The sequence below is a fragment of the Haloferula luteola genome, from assembly GCF_014201715.1.
Taxonomy (GTDB): domain Bacteria; phylum Verrucomicrobiota; class Verrucomicrobiia; order Verrucomicrobiales; family Akkermansiaceae; genus Haloferula; species Haloferula luteola.
In genome coordinates this window covers 158,799-174,687 of record NZ_JACHFD010000004.1, presented here as the reverse complement: position 1 = coordinate 174,687, position 15,889 = coordinate 158,799, and the positions used below count along the sequence as shown (strand labels likewise).

Sequence of the window (15,889 nt, the reverse complement as noted above, 5' to 3'; positions counted from 1 at the left end):
CTCTTAGAAAAAACTGTGTCAGGGAGTCACCAACTGCCCATGGGCGATGCCTGAGCGCGTCGACTGCACGGAATTCTTCTTCAGCGCGGCCAGAATCTCGGACTCCTTTTTGGTGATTTCATAGGGTCCTGCAAACTCGATGGCCTCCCCTTGGTCACGCCAACTCCGACACGCCCAAGCCTGCCGCTGGTGGAGGTAATAAAGAATCAAATACTGCCGATCATCGCTGGAGGTCTCCGCAATGAAATCCGGATCCCCTCGCTCGCGGATAAAGGCCGCTAAATCATGGTGGGTCGAGGCTTGCTGGCGCAACCTCCGAACCCCAAGCGTCGGAGGATCCTCCCGCACTAACATGATGCGATCCTGGGCTCGCCTCTCCACCCCTCCCATCGGGGAAAAACAGGACGCCAGACAAAACGGCAAGGCAGCTAACAACAAACGGATCATGGTTCGGTGGACATTCCCCGGGATCGCCGGTCTTTCTCAATACGGGCCATCACCACCCGCACATTCGGCCGATTCGCTTCCGACTCAATGAAGAAGGCCGTCTCCAAAGGAATCAGGTACTCCACCGCCGAATTGATCCCCACCAGTCGGCCCGATCCATCGACCACCGGGCCACCACTGTCTCCGGGTTGCAAGGGGATGTCGTGCTTGAAGCGGCGATTTTTCGAAACCAAACGGTCCGGAGGAATGGCCGTCACCAGCTTCCCTCCCCCACCCGAAAATCCGGTTGCCACTCCCGCATGCATCACCGGAGTTCCTCGTGGCAACCACGCATCCGGCGGCGACCAGCGGTAAAAATAGGGCGTCTCCACCGCAGCGTGAAGCAAAGCCACATCGCCCTCCGGAGATCGCCAAACAATCCGTGCGCGGTGCCCCTGCAAGCGGCCGGAGTTCCGCAGCACTACATACACAAAGCGCCCTTCCGCATGCGCCAGCACATGGTCAGCCGTGAGGAAATACCCGTCGGGAGCCACCGGAACCGCGGATCCTCCGTCCGCATCCGCCGGACTTCCCTTATCCAGCCGGTTCCCCAGCCAGGGATTGATGTCCTCCCGCGCTGAAACCACCACTGCCGCAAACCGCTGCGCCGCCATCTGATAGACGGATCGAGACGGCGGTGGACCACTCACCGGTGGTGGCGGTTCCGGGGCGCACGATGCCACCCAGGCACCCGCGAAAGCGGCAGCGATCCATCCCTTCCTTAGCTTCATCTGCGCGGAAGATACTCATTGCTGCGCCTTGCGCTCACAACATTTTTGCCCAGTCGGTGAATTCTTCGTCCCTCCCTCTAACCTCCCTCCAACAATTTCAGAATCGCCTTGCGATCCACCGGCGGCAGCACCCGGTCTTCCAGCTCCTCGCACGGCATCCAAATCGCCCCGGGAACCCCCACCCAATCGTCTGGCGGCCGATGCACCACCATCGTCACCCGATAGCGAGTAATCCCGTATTTCCAGCGCCCCAGTTCCGGCCACGCCTCCGCCTCGGGAAACTCAGGCAACCGCCACATGTCCACCCGGCGGCCGTCCGATGGTTGCTTCATCAGCAGCCGACCCTGCCTCTGGAAAAACACCAAATGCTCGGTCACCGCCGTGGTCACCACCTTCTTCGCTTTGACGGGAAGCCGCTCCGGCTCCCGGGTCACGCACCACTTCGCCACCGGGCACTCCAGGCAGTCGGGAACCCCCGGTCGACACAGCGTCTGCCCCAGCTCCATCAACGCCGAATTGAAAATCCGCGGTTTCCGTGGATCCACGAGTTCCCCCGCCCATTCCCAGATTTCCCGGAGTCCCGGCCCATCAACTGCTCCAAAAAAGTTGACGATTCGTGATAGAACGCGAGCGACATTCCCGTCTACAACGGTTGCTTTACGGTTGTAGGCGAATGAAACGACCGCTCCGGCCGTGTATTTTCCGACTCCCGGTAATGCCAGCAGTTCTTCATGGCTCTCAGGAAACCGGCCACCGTGGCGACTCACCACCGCTCGGGCAGCCTCTCTCAAAAACCGGGCCCTCCGGTAGTAACCCAAACCTTCCCACGCCTTTAGTAAGTCCTCATCACCCGCCCCCGCTAGTGATTCCACTGTTGGAAACCGTTCCATAAATCGCCCATAAAAGCCCTTCCCCAGAACCGTCCCAATCTGCGTCTGCTGCAACATCACCTCGCTCACCAGGATCGCGTAAGGATCCTGCGTCCGTCGCCAGGGATAGTCGCGGCCGTGCCGCTCGAACCAATCGCCCAACGCCACCCGAAACCCCTCGGGATCGTCGAGCGCCGGCATTTCGCACCTCGGTTTCAACACGCGCGCACTCTGAACTGCGCCGCCCACACCGCTCCAATCATTTCGTTCTTCGGTGTTGGTTCCTCTCTCTCTCATGTGCATGATCTCCCGACCATGTCTGCCACCTCCCACACGGCTGCGCTGACGCTCCCCCAAGCGGAGAAACTGCGCACCCTGCTCGGCGACCGCGGCTTCGACTTCATCGAAAAGCCGTACACCCTCTTCGCCGCCCGCAAGGGCAAGCTCCAGGTCTCCGTGTACCAAAAGGGACCGAAGATCCTCGTCCAGGGCAAAGAAACCGAAGACTTCGTGCGCTTCCTGCTCGAGCCCGAGATCCTCGGCGAAGCACGCCTCGGATACGAGGAAACGCTCCATCCCGACCGCTACGCACCCCACTTTGGCATCGATGAGAGTGGCAAGGGTGACTACTTCGGCCCCCTAGTCATCGCCGGTGTCTACACCGACGCCGCCATCGCCCGCGCCCTCGCCGAAATCGGCGTGATGGACTCCAAACGCATCACCAGCCCGCAGCGGATCCGCACCCTCGCGGCAAAAATTCGCGACCTTCCCGGAATCGAAACGGCCATCGTCTCGATCGGTCCCCAAAAATACAACGAGCTTCACACCCGCCTCGGCTCCATCAACCGGCTTCTTGCGTGGGGCCACGCCAGGGCAATCGCCCTCCTCCACGAAAAACGACCCGACTGCCCGCGGGCTCTTTCCGATCAATTCGCCCAGCCCCAAGTGCTCGAACGCGCCCTCAAAGGGCAGAAAGTCGAGATCACCCTCGAGCAACGCACCAAGGCCGAATCCGACCCTGCCGTCGCCGCGGCCTCCATCCTCGCCCGCGAGAGATTCATCGATTGGATGGATCAAACCTCCGCCGCCAGTGGGGTTTCCCTCCCTCTGGGAGCTTCGGCTTCGGTCATCGACGCCGCTAGGCAGGTGATTGATCTTCATGGAATTGCATCTCTCGAGAAGATTGCAAAATTGCACTTCAAAACCACCCAACAAGTGCGGGCAAATGATGGTAAAACTGGCACGGAATCCGCATGAATTTTCATGATTTTTCGCGGGACAAATGCCCGTGGTTATGATGTCCATCAACCCGCACAACACGCTATCTTTCAAATAGATCCATGGCCACTGTCACTAAGCGAGAACTCGTCATCAAAATCAGCAACGAAACGGGGCTGACACAACAGCAGGTCTTCGATGTCATTCAGAAGACTCTCGATTCCATCACCGACGCCTTGGCTCAAGGCGATGCCGTCGTGATGCGGAATTTCGGCGCCTTCCAGGTGAAGGAGACCAAGGCCAAAATTGGCCGGAATCCTAAGGACCCATCGAAGGACGTGCCGATTCCGGCCCGCGCCATCGTCAAATTCAAACCCGGTAAGGAAATGAAGGAACAGGTCGCCGCCACGCTCCCGCTGATCCGCGAGCGCGAAGGCTCCTGAACCTCAGGCTCCCCGCGAAAGATCCGACCCGGAACCTTCTCAGGTTCCGGGTTTTTTTGTATCGTCAAAATCCCGTCCCGAACCGGGATAACACCTTGATCGAATAGGCTTTAGAGATATCATTCGATGCTATGCGGAAGTTTATTTCGTTCATTTACGTAACACTTCTCGTTTCATGCGCCCAACCTGGGGGTAACTACGAAGGTTACATGACTCGTTCCTATCATGTTCGTGGCCAAACCTATCATCCCATGGACGTGGAAACTGCCCTTTACCATGGCGAGGTGGGGACCGCCTCCTGGTACAACGAATCGCGCTGGTTCGGCCTCGTCCGCGGCAATACTTCCTTGGGTGAGAAGGTCATGCCTTGGCACAACATCGCTGCCCACAAGACCTTACCCCTCCCATGCGTGGTCAAAGTGACCAACCTGGAAAACGGCCGTTCCGTGAAATGTCGGGTCAACGACCGCGGCCCCTTCATTGGCGACCGCGTCATCGACCTCTCCCCCCGTGCAGCCAAAAAACTGGGCTTCTACGACCAAGGACTGGCGACGGTTGAAATCGAGGTTCTTTCCGTGGGGGATGGCCCCTATCGACGAAAACCCAAGAAACCGGGGTTCTTCAGCCGCCTTTTCGGCGGCTAAGCCCTGCTCCGTTCCGCTCATAGAGCGCGCGAGCCAAATCTGGAGTCACAAAATCCATCATCACCACTCCCAGACGGCCCCGAGGATTTTGCTCCAGCCAAGCCGCCAGCCGAGCATGCATCGGCCTCGCCACCGCCCGGATGTCGGGCAGACCCCATGCCCACGGCTGATAGCCACTGGTGAAATTCACCACCAGAACGGAACTGGGCCCCGTCGCTGCCTCTTTCAACATGGCCTCGACCGCCTCCCACTTGGACGCAATGTTCTCCACCCGATAACCATCCTGCACCCGCCACCGATGGTCCCCAAAAGTGCGATTGTCGGGCCACTCCGAAGCCGCGAACCCGAGTGGGCCTTCGACAGCAGAGAACCTTCGAAAGAGGACCACCTTGCCGCGAGCGGCACCTAGGGAAGGCATTTTTTCCCCGATCAACCAACGATCGGGGTGATGGCTCCAATAAGCGCGAAAAGTCTCCTCGAAAGACCTCGTGGTCTGCGACGGCCGGTGCTCCTCTTGAACACTCATCACCACCGTTTCCGTGGGGTGATGATCGAGAAACCCCGCAACACTCGCCCAAACTTCGTCAAACGACAGCTTCTGGTCGATGCTGCCGTGATAGACCTGAAAGGCATCGCCGACGTGGCGGCAGCGGACATCGAGAAACCGCACCCCCGCCTCAAGTTGTTGTGAAATCTTGAGAGTCTGGCACTTGGCAGTCCCGCGCAAGGGTTCATGGAGGGCTCCCGAATTGTGGGTGCCAGGCAAGGTCAGCGCGGTGATGGGCCGATCATCGGGCAGCTTGGACATCCAATCTTCGCCCGCCGCGGCGAGCGACGAAAGCATTCCGCAGAAAAGCCCCGAAAAAACCACGCACCTGGACCAGCCCCTTGAGATGATGCATCGAATCCGCACGCTGGCCTCCTAATCCTTCCGTCGATTCCCAGCAAGCCAGGCATTCCATCGGCACCCACCCAATCTAAGATTCCTGCATTCCCGAACATTCCACGATTCCAAAACAAGCCCACGACTGCTAGGAAGCCGTCCACCGGAATCTCCGGCGCTCTTTTCACCCGAGACCCCTTGAAGATCCATGGCTGAGTGGCAACGCCGATTCTGGAGTACGACCGCGAGTGGCTACGTCGCCCTCGTCACCCGCATGATCTCAGGCCTCGTGATGTTTCGCCTGATGTTCCAACACTTCAGCGAGGCGGAGTTTGGATTTTGGGCACTGCTGTGGTCCTTGTTTGGCTACGGAATCCTGCTCGATTTCGGTTTCGGCTTTACCGCTCAAAAGGCCGTCGCGGAGAAGACCGCAACCGGAGACCGCGAAGGGCTCAGCCGCCTGCTCGCCACCATTTTTTGGACCTTCGTCGGCATGGCGGGACTGCTCCTGACGGTCTTCCTCCTGATCCGCGGCCCCTTTCTCGCACGCATGGGAGTTCACGCCGAAGATCATCCCGAGTTCGCCCAGGCCTACACCGTCTTTTTCATCGGCCTCGCCTTCATGTTCCCCCTCGGCCTGTTCCCCGAAATTCTGCGCGGCCTCCAACGCATCGACATCGCCAACTGGTTCGGAACCCTTTCCACCGTCCTCAATTTTGGCTTCCTCGGCTGGGGACTGCATGCCGGCTGGAGCCTGCCCTGCCTCATGGCCGTCAGCGTGGTGTCCTCCGCTTTCCCCAACTTGATTGCCGCCTTCTACTCGCTGCGTCGACTGGAGGGGGTTTCGTTTTCGCCCCGCTGGTTCGAATGGCGGTCGGTCAAAGCCCAAATGGGCTTCTCGATCGCCGCCTACCTCATCACCTTCAGCAACATGCTGATGGGCAAGAGCGACCAACTGGTTCTGTCCCTCACCATCGGAGTCGCCTTCGTCGCCGTCTATCAGGCAGGCTTCAAGGCCAGTGAAATGCTTGGCCTGTTCAGCTCCCAACTCCAGCAGGTCCTCTCCCCTGCAGCCGCCTCTCTGCATGCTCTCGGCGACAAGGAGGGCTTGCGACGATTGCTCCTCTCCAGCTCGCGCCTGGTCTTCCTTCTGGTCACTCCCTGCTACCTCCTCGCCGCCGTCTACCTCGAACCTCTCATCCGTCTCCTCACCGGATTGGAGGCGGTCCCGCGGGAAACGTGGCTGGTAGGTCAGGCGCTGCTCTTTGCCACCTTCAGTTCCCAGCTCACCAGTGGCTCCTCGAAGCGCGTGCTCATGATGTGTGGAGATGAACGGCAACTTCTTTTCATCTCGCTCGTCGATGCCGCCATCAACCTGGTCCTCAGCATCATCCTCGCTTTCAAGCTCGGCGTCCTCGGTGTCGCCCTCGGAACCTTCTTCCCCACGGTGCTCGTCGGTTGGCTATGGATCGTCCCGCTCACGGTGCGCCGTCTGGAGCTCCGCTGGACCACCTATCTCTCCCACCATCTCCAAGGCACCGTCGCCCCCCTGGCGGCCTTCACCGCCGTCCTCTTGCTTCTCCGATTTGCCTACCCGCTTCCCGAAGACGGGGGCCTGATCGGACTCGGCTGGCGAGGCCTCGTGTGCATGGTCCCTCTGCTCTTCCTCGGCCGTGGAGTGATTCGACAAATGGCCCGTGCCTAAGCCGCTCTCATCGCTGCACCCGGCGATACACCTCGACCACCCGGTCCGCAGCATGCGCCCACACAAACCGCTGAGCATTCGCCAAACCCTTCTCGCGCAAGGCCCCTGCTTCGGCCGGATCTGATGCCACCGCCACCAAGGCTCGTGCCATATCCGCAACATCTTCGGGGTCGATCACTCGCGCCGCATCGGCAACCACCTCTTCCAAGGCTCCCCGCGTGCTGCTGATGACCGGAGTTCCGCAGGCCATGGCTTCCACAGGAGGCAGTCCGAAGCCCTCAAACAAGCTGGGATAGACCATGCATCGGCTCGCTTGATAAATCGTCGCAAGATCCCCATCCGGCACAAATCCCAGAAAACGAATGTCCTTCGCAAAGGGAGATGCGGCAGCCGCAGCATGGATGGCTTCGGCTCCATGCCACTCACCACCGCCTAGGGCGAGCTGCCAATCGGAACCCGTCTCGCACTTGAACTGATTGAAGGCCTCGATCAGCCGCACGTGGTTCTTCCCCGGATGCTCAAGACGTGAAATATACAAAAAGAACGGAGCATCCATCGCATGCTTCGACGCCATCCAGGCCCTCGCCGCCGCAGGCTCTCCGGGTTGGAAGCGGTGGTGGTCGATCCCATTGTGAATCACCTCGATCCCCTCCTGCGGAATGCCAAAGAAACGCTCGATATCCTGGGCAGTGCAGTGGCTCACCGCAATCAATCCATCCTGGCGCCGCGCCAAATCCTTCACCACCACGCGGCCGTAAAACATTCGTGCCACGTCGTACTTCCCACGAACATGAAAGGGCGCCAAATCATGAATGGTTCCCACGGTAGGGCATGGCGCCTTGCGCACCAAGCGGCGGTAGCTCGGCACATGCAACACATCGAGTTGCAGTTCCCCCGCCATCCCCGGCAAGCGCAGTTGATGCCAGAGAATGTTCTTCACCGGAGGAGCAAACTCCCGCGGCACCTCGACCAACTCGCAATGATCACGCGCGAAGTCGAACAGCTTCCGCTCGTCCTCAAGAACGAACACAAAAAGCTCCAAGTCCTTGCGCTTCATCAGCTCGCGCACCAGCGCGAACACATACTGAGCGACGCCGGACTTCCCGCCCTGCACCATCGTTGCCGTGAGTCCAACCTTCATGACCCTTCCACCATCGCCAAAGCCTCCTTCACGGAGGGCGCTTCCACAAACAAGCTGCGCAAACGCATCAATTGCAAAGTCCCCAGCATCGACTCATTGGCTTCCGCCAAAATGCACTTCCCTCCCTTTTCACGGGCCGTGCGAGCAAAGCGGACCAACTTCCCGGTTCCGGTGCTATCCAGGAACGTCGTCCGCGAGGCATCGAGAACCAGCGAGGCCAGTTCTCCCTCCGGCCACAATGAAGCGTCGCGTGCCGCCAGCGCATCCAGCCGCTCGGGCAATCGCACCACTCGGGCCTTTCCTTCGACAACCACCGGCGGCACTGATGTCGCCGACTCGGTCGGGGCGCTTGCCATAGCCGAAACCTCATCCGTTTTCACGGGGACCTCGGAGACCCCCTCGACGATCGGGGCCAACGGCGCGGCCGCAGCCGCAGGAGATTCCTCACGCGGGGCCGAAGGCACCAACAGTGCACCTGCCTTCTCCGATCCGGAACGCATCCGAATCCATTGCCGAGTCAAACCTGGCATCACCACGCGAATGTCCCGCCAATAGCGGCCTGCGAGCCGCCGCGGCTCCTGCAGAACCCGGTAAAACCATTCCAACCCTGCCTTCCGCATCCACACCGGAGCCCGTTTCACCGCCCCGGCAATAAAATCAATCGTTGCGCCCACCCCCATCGTCACCGGGACTCCAGCTCGGCGGTAGTTCATCGAAAGCCACTTCTCCTGCTTCGGGCAGCCAAACGAGACAAACAGCAAATCCGCCCTCGCCTCCTGGATCTTCCTACAAATCCCGTCGTGATCCATCTTCTCCAGTGGCGCGAAGGGGGGCGAGTACATGCCTGCAATCTGCAACCGCGGCCAACGCTCCAAGAGCTTTTCCTCTGCTACGGCCACCACCTCATCGCGCCCGCCCAGGAAAAACACTCGATGGCCTTTTTCCTGCGCCAGATCCAGTAGCAAGGGCACCATGTCGCTCCCTGCCAAGCGCTCCGGCAAGGGATCGCCAAGCCATTTCGACATCCACACCAAGGGCGTCCCATCGCAGAAAATGAGGTCCGCATCGACCAAGATCTGCTGAAGATCCTCATCCTCTTGCACTTGAGCAAGAAAGTCGACATTCGCCGTCGCCAACAAATGCGGCCTGCGGCTTTGAATCATCTCCTCCGCCACCTCCAACGCCTGCGCCGTATTCAACTGATCGAAAGGCACTCCCATCATCACAATGGGAGGAGGAAGCCGGTCGGACCAAGGCCGGGTGGAAGCCGACGCCGGGTCCATTACGTGAATTGTGGAAACGGACATTCGACAGCAAAGATGAAGTTTTGTAAGAAGCCACTTAACAGCAAACTTTCTTGCGTTTTGAAAGGCGAGATTTCCAAAAAGCACAGCAATCCTGACCATGAACCTCCCCGCCTCCGGGTGGCAGTGATTGAAGATGATCGAGTGGCACGCGCCGTTCTCGAAAAACTCGTCGGTGCCCGGACGGACATGGAACTGTGCGCATCCTGGCAGGATGCGGAGTCCGCCCTCGCTCAGGCCGTCACGTTGCGCCCGGATGTGGTCATCGTCGACCTTGAGCTACCCGGCATGTCCGGTGCCGACCTGATCCGCAAGCTCTCTCTCGCCCTCCCGTGCACCGCATTTATGGTGCTCACCGTACACGATGATCCGGAGCGGGTTTTCGAAGCGATCCGCGCCGGGGCCAACGGCTACCTCCTCAAGGAAAGTGCCATGCAGTCTCTGGGCGACAGCATCCATGCCGCCCATCGCGGGGGCTCTCCGCTCAGCCCGGAAATTGCGGGCCTGGTCATCCGGGCATTCCAGAAAGCGCCCAGCCAACCGAAGACCAGTGAACCGCTACCGTCCCTCGCCCCGCGCGAACGGGAAATCCTCGAATACCTGGCGACAGGCATGGCCCCCAAGGAAGTCGCCGCCGAAACCAATCTCAGCTATGAAACGATCCGCGATTACCTGAAACGCATCTATCAGAAGCTCCATGTTCGCAGCCGGACCGAGGCCGTCATCCGCTTCCTCGACGCCACTGGCGGTTGATCCGATTCCCCGCAATTGCGGGGATTGCGAATCCCTCATAACGGGTATGCTTCCTCCCGTCACCCCAAGGTTCCTGTCACGATTTCCGTGACGCCCCAAAGGTTCCATCATCACCCACACCCCACCCTTGCAAACGTTCCCTCGTCTCCTCGCAACCGTCTTTGCCGGACTCCTCACGGCAGCTTCGGCTCAGGATGTCACCTCACGCGCCCTCACCGATGCCATCTATCGGGGCGACGGCGTGATCAATCTGCTGAAAGACATCAGCGGTTCCGCCCTCACCAGCTATTTCACCCAAACCGGCGGCTTGCTCCTGCTCGGTGCGGATGTGAACGAGAGCAATTCCGGCAATGAAAGCCGCGACTCCCTCGGTGTCGCCATCAAGCAGGTGCAACTCTCCATCACCACCACCGCTGGCGATTTCACCTTCAGTGACTTCTTCACCAACACGACCGCCCAGCTTCGTGAAAACGGCAGCTCGGTGAGCAGCGACTACTACACGCTCTTTGGCCAAGCGGGCAGCAGCAACATCACCGGCAATGCCAACCTCGGCACCTTCGACGACGTGATGTGGCTGGAAAACGTCACCTTCACCGGTGAAATTCTTTCCGCCAACCTGCAGATCACCTTGCTCGATACCCCGACCAAGAACGCCACCGGCAACGAATCGTTCTTCGACTTCTCCGGCGGTTTCGAAGATTTCGCTCTGCTCAGCGCCGCGGATGCCGCCCAGATCGATGACGCCAACATCGGTGTCTCCGCCGCTCCATCCGACATCAACTTCGCCACCACCCGCTCGGTGGGCGAAGCGATCGCTGCCGCCACGGCCGGGACCTCACCCGCGCCTGAAGCTGGCGCACCGGCCCCCATCACCTCTCCCCCCGCTGCACCTGCACCACCCTGGCTGTTTGCCGCCGCCCTCGGAGGGCTGGCGTTTCTCAAGCCGCGCAAGTCTCATGCCTGATACCCGACGGGGGATAACCTTCACCTTGCAAGCACCGACCGCTCTGGTGGCCGGTGCCTTGCTATTCTGTTCCGGATGCTCCCGGAAAGTGCCCGAGCAGGTCGAATCCCCCCTGCCCGGCACTTCGGTCGTCATTGCCTCCGCCTCCGGTGGCGTCGATCGCCAGCGCCTGGAGACCATGCTCTGGCAGGACATCGCGCCCACCGCGGAAACGACCCTCAGTCTCGGCCTGATCTCCGAGGTCATGGCGGCCAGCGACGGGAGTGAAGCCTCTCCCTGCCGCTACCTGCGCGGCTTGCTGGAGCTGTCCTCCAACCACCCTGAAGAAGCTTCCAACGAGTGGGCGGCGATCCCATTGGAGGATTTTCCTCCCGATTTCCTCTATGCTCCGTGGCGCGTCGCCGAATCCACGGCGAAGGATGCCAACCGCTACACCGAGCCCCTCACCGCCGCCGTCACCGACAACAAGACCAGCCCTCTGGTCACTGCCCGTTGGCATGGTGGCCACGGAGCCTTCAATCGCGCCCTCAGCGCCTACCTCAAGAGCGATCCCGCCCAATGGACCCCTCATGAGCTTGAGCAATTGCGCGTCATGAAGCTCTACCAACCGCTGACCAGTGAGGTGACACGGATGGTCGCCGGAGCCCTCAAAGGCGGCCGGATTCCGAAAGCCCTGCAGGCCGATTTCCTCCAGCTCCTTCAAGCTCCCGCCGAACCCGATAAGGAACAGGTCACCGAACTCCTCAAGTCCGACCCCGTCGTCGCCAGGGCCGCTGTCGAAGGCGCGCGCCGTCAACTCGATCTCCGTCAGGCCTTTGCCTCCGATCGGTTTGAAGACGTCGTCGCACAAACCCGGAACCTCGATACGGCCACCGCCACGGACGAAACCGTCCTGCTCGCCTTCCTCGCCTCCACCCGCACCGGGGAGAAAGACCTCGCCTCTCGTTGGGCCGAAGAACTCCTCCGCCGCAAGCCCGGCTCCGAAACCGAAACATGGATCCAGAACATCCAGCAAAGCTCCCCCTGATTCGCACGGTCATCGCCGGCGTGTTGGTGTTTGTGCTGCTGCAAACCACCCGCACTTCGGATGCCTTGTCCTGGCTCACCCGGCCCGCCGTGCTCGCCGTCACCCGCTTGTTCGGGGGCACCGTGTCGGATGATGGAGGCTTTCTCCACGTCGGACGCCTGCTTGTGCCCTGGTCGCGCGACTGCGCGGGTTTTGACGTCCTTCTGGTCCTCTGGGGGCTGATCCTGTGGGGAAGCCGCTTTGAACCCGTATCCCGAAAATTCTGGATCCGCATGGTCGCCGCGCTGCCCGCTGCCGTGGTCGCCAATATCGCGCGGGTCCTGACCATCATTGGCTGGCGGGAAGTCTTCTACCCCGCAGTCGAAAGCCCGCAGACCCACTACTTCATCGGCTTCCTCTGGCTCCTGCCCCTGCTCTTCCTATTCGTCCCCCGTGGACAACGCAAAGTCGGCCCATGGCTGGTCGGCATGATGCTCCCCGCGGCCGCGCTTTCACTGGCCGCCCCTCAAGCCTCGGCCCCCGGCGGCGTGTTGGTCACCGCCTGCACTCTCATCCTCCTCGGCTCCCAGCACTTCCACCGGCTCCAAAATACGGGAGAACGCATCCTGGGCGTGCTGTGGCTGATCGGCGCCCCCGTCATCGTCAGTTCCGGTCTCGAATCCCTCTGGCTGCCCTGGCTGCTCGCCTGCCCGTGGTTCTTGCCTCGCACCCGTGGCTTGCTGGCCACCTTCCTCCTGCTCCCCGGTACGGTACCTCTCGTTTCCATGACCGTGCCATGGCTGATCGGTGGCCTCCTGGTCATCATGGCCATATTGCTCTATTTTCAGTGGCGGAAGACCGACCATGCTCCTGACTCATCTTCGGAGAAATTCAGTACGACGCGGGCAGCCGTTCTCGTCATCCTGTTTCTCGTTCCCTTTGTCGCCTCCACCTTGGGGCCTGCCATGCAGAGTGGCATCCAGCCACCTGCTGGCGTCATGGCCCAGCCGATGGAAGCTGGCACCTGGAACATCCGGCTACCACGGCAATCCCCGTACATCTCCCTGTCCTGGTTCGCTCCGAGTGGCTCCGGCCGCCATCACACCCTGCCGGTCTGCATGAGCTATCGCGGTCGCAAGCTCGAACCTGTCGAAGGTCTGCAGGGTCTGTATGCCGATGATGACCTGTGGCTCGCCGAATCGTTTCTCCTGCCCGATGGCAGCCTGCATGACTACCGCAGCTACCTCAAGGCCACCCTCGTCCCCTTCCGCAGCCCGGGCATTCACCTGATCGCTTCCGCCCGTCGTGATCAACTCAGCCCATCCCGGTTCAGCGAGGACTCCCAAGCCCTTTTCGAAGCCATCGCCCGCCATGCGGGTTCCCACCGCCCCGCCCTGCCATGAAACCAGATTTCTCCGATTTTGGCACCGCGATGGGCACCCCCCAATTGCGAGAATGGTTCTTTCTCAAAGACAGGCGAAACTCAACCTGTCACTCCCTACGGAGAAATCGTCGCGGATCTCCCCCGGTCCACGGCTTTCTCCCTCGGGGTGTCACCCGTGTGAAGACGGTCCTCCTCTCGGGGGAGCCGCACCGGTCGGGAACCCTGCTCACAGGGTCTGGACCGGCGGAGAACACCCCACTCCGCCGGGATCGGAATCCCGGCCGGAGCGGTCAATCGTTCCTGGGGTCCCCCTTTCCGGGAATGCTGCTGACATGCCTCAGTCACCCAGATAATACGCAGCAACCATGTACGGACTCGTCAACCGAGCGATTCGCGACCTCATCACCACCCGCTTTGGCGACGACGCCTGGCACCACATCAAACAACGGGCGGGCATCGAGGTGGAGATCTTTATCCTCAACGAAAGCTATCCGGATGAGATGACCTATGACCTCGTTTCGGCCTCGGTCGAAGAGCTCGGCATCCCCCGCACGGAGATGCTCCGCATGTTTGGCGAATTCTGGGCCCTCGATACAGCCTCCGGGCCCTATGGCGCGTTGATCACCGCCTGCGGCACGACCCTGGAGTCATTTCTCATCCACCTACCCAACCTCCATACTCGGGCATCGATGATGTTCCCCAACCTTGATGCGCCCCGGTTCGAATTCGAGCCGACGGGGAAAAACCAGGGAAAACTCCACTACATCACCCCCCGGCACGGCCTCACCGATTTCATCATCGGCATCGTCACCGGGGTGGCCAAGTTCTATGGCTCGCCCTGCGAAGTCCAGCCACTCGAACTCAAGAGCGATGGCGCCGATCATGACGTCCTCGAAATCTCGTGGCCTGATGCTGCATGAAGGAACCCTCAACACTTCCCTTGCTCCCAGGCACCTTTCTTCCAGAGGTGTTTCCGTTCTACTTCCACTGGAATGCGGACATGACACTGCGGGCGCTCGGCCCCAGCCTCACCAAAATCTTTCCCGACGCTCAACTCGGCCAACCCATGGCCGAACTGTTCCGCTTGGTCAGTCCGGCTGGCTCTTGGGAAATCTCCCGATTTCAGGGCGGTCCCTCGGTCGTCTACCTCTTCGAGATCCCTGCGCTCGGCCTCAAACTGCGGGGGCAGATTCTCGAACTCCACGAACCCGCCAGCTTTCTCATGCTGGCCTCCCCCTGGATCTCCAATATCGAGGACATCGCCCGCCTGGGACTCTCGATCGACGACTTTGCGCCGCATGATCAGACCATGGACCTCCTCCAAATGGTCCTCTCCTACCGCATTTCCATCGATGACCTGAAGAAGCTCGCCGACTCGCTCACCGAACAGCGCGCTCGCATGCACGCCCAGCAGGCCGAAGCTCGCAAGCTGGCACTCGTTGCCGCTCGAACCGACAACGCTGTCGTCGTCACCGATGCCGAAGGACGCATCGAATGGGTCAACGATGGCTTCACCCGCATCACCGGCTGGAAACTGGATGAAGTGATCAAAAAGCGCCCCGGATCTTTCCTCCAAGGCCCTGATACCGACCCGGAAACCATCGCCCTCATTCACAACAAGCTGATCCACGCCGAACCGGTCACCGCTCAGATTCTCAACTATTCGAAAAACGGTCGGAAATACTGGGTCGATCTCGAAATCCAACCCATCCACGACGAGGACGGACGCCTGATCAACTTCATGGCGATCGAAAGCGACATCACCTCCCAACGGGAAAGTGAACGCCAACTGCGGGAAACGGCCGCCCTTCAGCACGCCATGCTGCAGAGTGCCGGCTACGCCATCATCGCCGCCGACACCACCGGCATCATCCGCCTTTTCAACCCCGCCGCCGAACGACTCCTGGGCTACACCGCTTCCGAACTCATCGGCCTCGTCACACCGGGCGTTTTCCATGATCCCGATGAAGTCGCCGAGTATTCCCGGCAGCTCAGCCACGAACTCGGATTCCCGGTGGAACCCGGCTTCGAAACCTTCGTCGCCAAGGCCCGCCGGGGTCGCATCGACCAACGCGAATGGACCTACATCCGCAAGGACGGCGTCCGCATCCCGGTGTTGCTCTCCGTCACGGCTCTGACCGACGATCAGCAAATCACCGGGTTCCTCGGCCTCGCCACCAATCTCACCGAAATGAAGAAGGCCGAAGAACGCGTCCGCAACACGCTCTCCGAGCTGGAACGCCTCAACCGGGTCATGATGAACCGCGAAGAACGCGTTCTCGAACTGAAACAGGAAATCAACGAGCTCTGCCAAATCCATGGCCTGGCTCCCAAGTATCCCTCCGCCCTCGACTGACC

At 60.6% G+C, this 15,889-nt stretch carries 15 protein-coding genes and 1 pseudogene; 10 read left to right on the top strand and 6 right to left on the bottom strand.

Annotated elements, in window-relative coordinates:
* Positions 1-18: 18 nt before the first annotated feature.
* The 3 genes from HNR46_RS05505 to HNR46_RS05495 all read right to left on the bottom strand — a co-directional run bounded on the left by HNR46_RS05505 (position 19) and on the right by HNR46_RS05495 (position 2,287).
* The gene (locus HNR46_RS05505) at positions 19-447 is read right to left on the bottom strand and encodes a hypothetical protein (protein WP_184016600.1); all 429 of its coding nucleotides are present in this window, start codon (positions 445-447) and stop codon (positions 19-21) included.
* Entirely contained in the window at positions 444-1,217 is a 774-nt protein-coding gene (locus tag HNR46_RS05500) for a S1 family peptidase (protein WP_184016598.1), read from the bottom strand. Before HNR46_RS05500 ends, HNR46_RS05505 begins: the two co-directional genes overlap by 4 nt.
* A 77-nt stretch (positions 1,218-1,294) precedes the next feature.
* On the bottom strand, positions 1,295-2,287 hold the full coding sequence (locus tag HNR46_RS05495) for an A/G-specific adenine glycosylase (protein WP_184016596.1): 993 nt from the start codon (positions 2,285-2,287) through the stop codon (positions 1,295-1,297).
* A gap of 114 nt (positions 2,288-2,401) precedes the next feature.
* Between HNR46_RS05495 and rnhC the strand changes: the two genes are divergently transcribed.
* From rnhC to HNR46_RS05480, 3 genes and pseudogenes are all read left to right on the top strand, one after another.
* The gene (gene rnhC / locus HNR46_RS05490; RefSeq protein WP_184016594.1) at positions 2,402-3,343 is read left to right on the top strand and encodes a ribonuclease HIII; all 942 of its coding nucleotides are present in this window, start codon (positions 2,402-2,404) and stop codon (positions 3,341-3,343) included.
* Positions 3,344-3,417: 74 nt separating this feature from the next.
* Positions 3,418-3,747: pseudogene (locus tag HNR46_RS05485) on the top strand (HU family DNA-binding protein); the annotation flags it as partial.
* 251 nt (positions 3,748-3,998) lie between these two features.
* The gene (locus HNR46_RS05480) at positions 3,999-4,391 is read left to right on the top strand and encodes a septal ring lytic transglycosylase RlpA family protein (protein WP_221285027.1); all 393 of its coding nucleotides are present in this window, start codon (positions 3,999-4,001) and stop codon (positions 4,389-4,391) included.
* On the opposite strand, the gene HNR46_RS05475 is transcribed toward HNR46_RS05480, so the two are convergent.
* Positions 4,369-5,235, bottom strand: coding sequence for a phosphatidylinositol-specific phospholipase C (locus tag HNR46_RS05475; protein ID WP_221285026.1), 867 nt, complete (start codon positions 5,233-5,235; stop codon positions 4,369-4,371). The two genes, HNR46_RS05480 and HNR46_RS05475, sit on opposite strands and share 23 nt — an antisense overlap.
* Positions 5,236-5,482: 247 nt before the next feature.
* Between HNR46_RS05475 and HNR46_RS05470 the strand changes: the two genes are divergently transcribed.
* On the top strand, positions 5,483-6,979 hold the full coding sequence (locus HNR46_RS05470; protein WP_184016586.1) for an oligosaccharide flippase family protein: 1,497 nt from the start codon (positions 5,483-5,485) through the stop codon (positions 6,977-6,979).
* Between the two features lie 7 nt (positions 6,980-6,986).
* On the opposite strand, the gene HNR46_RS05465 is transcribed toward HNR46_RS05470, so the two are convergent.
* Together HNR46_RS05465 and HNR46_RS05460 are read right to left on the bottom strand one after the other, a co-directional pair.
* Positions 6,987-8,120: a glycosyltransferase family 4 protein gene (locus HNR46_RS05465; protein ID WP_184016584.1), complete on the bottom strand. Its 1,134-nt coding sequence runs from the start codon at positions 8,118-8,120 to the stop codon at positions 6,987-6,989.
* Positions 8,117-9,343 carry a WecB/TagA/CpsF family glycosyltransferase gene (locus tag HNR46_RS05460; protein WP_184016582.1) on the bottom strand — a complete coding sequence of 409 codons (1,227 nt, stop codon included), beginning with the start codon at positions 9,341-9,343 and terminating at the stop codon, positions 8,117-8,119. Before HNR46_RS05460 ends, HNR46_RS05465 begins: the two co-directional genes overlap by 4 nt.
* Before the next feature lie 201 nt (positions 9,344-9,544).
* Between HNR46_RS05460 and HNR46_RS05455 the strand changes: the two genes are divergently transcribed.
* From HNR46_RS05455 to HNR46_RS05430, 6 genes are all read left to right on the top strand, one after another.
* Positions 9,545-10,177 carry a response regulator gene (locus HNR46_RS05455; protein WP_343076018.1) on the top strand — a complete coding sequence of 211 codons (633 nt, stop codon included), beginning with the start codon at positions 9,545-9,547 and terminating at the stop codon, positions 10,175-10,177.
* 127 nt (positions 10,178-10,304) lie between these two features.
* Positions 10,305-11,141 (top strand): hypothetical protein, encoded by an 837-nt coding sequence (locus tag HNR46_RS05450; RefSeq protein WP_184016578.1) that lies wholly within the window; start codon positions 10,305-10,307, stop codon positions 11,139-11,141.
* Positions 11,134-12,168, top strand: coding sequence for a hypothetical protein (locus HNR46_RS05445; RefSeq protein WP_184016576.1), 1,035 nt, complete (start codon positions 11,134-11,136; stop codon positions 12,166-12,168). Before HNR46_RS05450 ends, HNR46_RS05445 begins: the two co-directional genes overlap by 8 nt.
* Positions 12,135-13,550 (top strand): exosortase Z, encoded by a 1,416-nt coding sequence (gene xrtZ, locus HNR46_RS05440; protein WP_184016574.1) that lies wholly within the window; start codon positions 12,135-12,137, stop codon positions 13,548-13,550. Before HNR46_RS05445 ends, xrtZ begins: the two co-directional genes overlap by 34 nt.
* 346 nt (positions 13,551-13,896) lie before the next feature.
* A complete protein-coding gene (locus HNR46_RS05435; protein ID WP_184016573.1) occupies positions 13,897-14,451 on the top strand; it encodes a heme NO-binding domain-containing protein in 555 nt (184 codons plus the stop codon).
* Positions 14,448-15,887: a PAS domain S-box protein gene (locus tag HNR46_RS05430; RefSeq protein WP_184016571.1), complete on the top strand. Its 1,440-nt coding sequence runs from the start codon at positions 14,448-14,450 to the stop codon at positions 15,885-15,887. Before HNR46_RS05435 ends, HNR46_RS05430 begins: the two co-directional genes overlap by 4 nt.
* Positions 15,888-15,889: the final 2 nt, after the last annotated feature.